Origin of the sequence: Mesorhizobium sp. M7A.F.Ca.CA.001.10.2.1, assembly GCF_003998575.1 — a bacterium.
Classification (GTDB): domain Bacteria; phylum Pseudomonadota; class Alphaproteobacteria; order Rhizobiales; family Rhizobiaceae; genus Mesorhizobium.
The window spans coordinates 1-1,680 of sequence record NZ_RZQY01000947.1 but is presented as its reverse complement, the minus strand read 5'-3'; the positions used below and the strand labels follow the sequence as shown (position 1 = coordinate 1,680).

General features: G+C 65.7%; 1 protein-coding gene and 2 pseudogenes. 2 read left to right on the top strand and 1 reads right to left on the bottom strand.

The annotated features are described in order from the left end of the window. Together EN964_RS33805 and EN964_RS33800 are read left to right on the top strand one after the other, a co-directional pair. Nucleotides 1–892, top strand: a pseudogene (locus EN964_RS33805) (peptidase M15); the annotation flags it as partial. Nucleotides 893–1,057: 165 nt separating this feature from the next. Continuing rightward, nucleotides 1,058–1,249 carry a hypothetical protein gene (locus EN964_RS33800; protein ID WP_127272097.1) on the top strand — a complete coding sequence of 64 codons (192 nt, stop codon included), beginning with the start codon at nt 1,058–1,060 and terminating at the stop codon, nt 1,247–1,249. A gap of 73 nt (nt 1,250–1,322) precedes the next feature. Here the strand turns inward: EN964_RS33800 and EN964_RS33795 are convergent. Beyond that, nucleotides 1,323–1,680: pseudogene (locus tag EN964_RS33795) on the bottom strand (keto-deoxy-phosphogluconate aldolase); the annotation flags it as partial.

Genomic DNA, 1,680 nt, shown 5'->3' with positions numbered 1-1,680 from the left:
GGACACGCCGGAGACGATCATCGCCGCATTGCCGGCCCGAAGCGTTCCGCTGCCGGATTTCGCACCGCGGCCAAAAGCCGATCTCGGCGCTCAGCAGCCTGAGCATGTTCCTTTTGCGATGGCGGAGGCGACAGCCACCACCGAGCAGGCCGTGGCGACCGCGCATGCGCCGGCGAGCGTTCCTTTCGGCGTGGCCGATGCAACGGCTTCGGCTAATCCGGCCCAGGTCGCGGTCAACAACATACCGTTGCCGACATGGCGTCCCGACAATTCGCTGCCGGCCGCTTTGGCTGCGGCGCCCAGCAAGGATGTGCTGATGGCGCTGGCCGAGACGGCTGATCAAAGCAAGACGGCGACCGATGCGTTCTCGGTGCTGCCGACGGCGCGGCCCGAGATGGCCAGGCCGGATGCGGTCAAGGCCGTGCTCGACGAGGCCAATGCCCAGGTCGGTGCGGCCGATTACCAGCTTGCTTCCTTGTCCGGATCCGAGCCGCGTTCGGCGTTCAACGATCCAGGCACCAACGCCGCATCGCCGCGCGATGCCGTCGTTGCCCGCCCAGTCGGTTCCGATCCGGCCGCCGCGATCGGCGCCGGCGTCAAGACGACCCGCAAGGAATCGAGAGCCACCGCCCGCGACCTGAAGCCGGGCCCCAAGGCCATGGTGGTTGCAGCCGCACCGCAGGCCGCCCGCTGGGCATTGACCAGCGGCGACCATGTCGCCACCGTTTCAAGCGCGACGACGGCGCCGGGCTACGCCTACAGCATCGTGCACACGGCGCCGAGCGAGGTCTACACGGCCGGCTTCCAGCCGAGCAGCCAGGTGGCCGATGCCAACCGCTTCACCGGCAACGCCGTCAAGTTCATGTCGGTAGCCCGCTTCCAGACCAAATGACGGCAGATCAATCGGCAAAGCCGCGCCGGGCAACCAGCGCGGCTTTTTGCTGTTCAGCGAACCGGGCCAGCCTGCACGGTCACGCTCGGCTGAACTTCTCGTGAAGCCGGAACGGTCGGCCTATTCCCTGGGTTAACATAGGTTCGTTCAAACCCGGGGAGATCCATGAAGAACATCCTATTGGCATCGGTCATCGCATTGGCAACCGCTTCGGCGGCTATCGCCCCTACGCAGGCCGAGACCATTGTCGTCAAAACTCATGACCATATGCACATGAAGAAGCACTGCCGGACCAAGGTGGTCACAAGCTGGAAGCATCACCACAGGGTGGTTGAAAAGGTCCGGGTCTGCAGCTGATCAGCTTCGGAGCCGATTTGGCAAACCCGGTCGACGCGAGTCGGCCGGGTTTCTTCATCCCGTGGCCGAGGCCTTATTTCGCAAGCTTGCTCGCGGCGCGCGCCAGGGCTTCGATCTCGTCCCACTTGCCGGCTTTGACGAGGTCGTCGGGCGCCACCCAGGAGCCGCCGACGCAGACCACGTTGGGCAGGCTGAGATAGTCGGCCGCGTTCTTGGCCGAGATGCCGCCGGTCGGGCAGAATTTCACATCGGCGAGCGGCGAGGCAAAGGCTTTCAGCGAAGCGATGCCGCCCGACTGCTCGGCCGGGAAGAATTTCAGGAAGCGCAAGCCGGCTTCCCGTGCAGCCATGATCTCGCCGGGCGTGATGGCGCCGGGCAGCAACGGAACATCGCTGCCGGCGGCTGCCGACAGAAGCTCGCGGGTGATGCCG

Coding starts and splice junctions, on each gene's coding strand:
- EN964_RS33800 (WP_127272097.1), top strand. CDS start 1,058: ATGAAGAACATCCTATTGGCATCGGTCATCGCATTGGCAACCGCTTCG.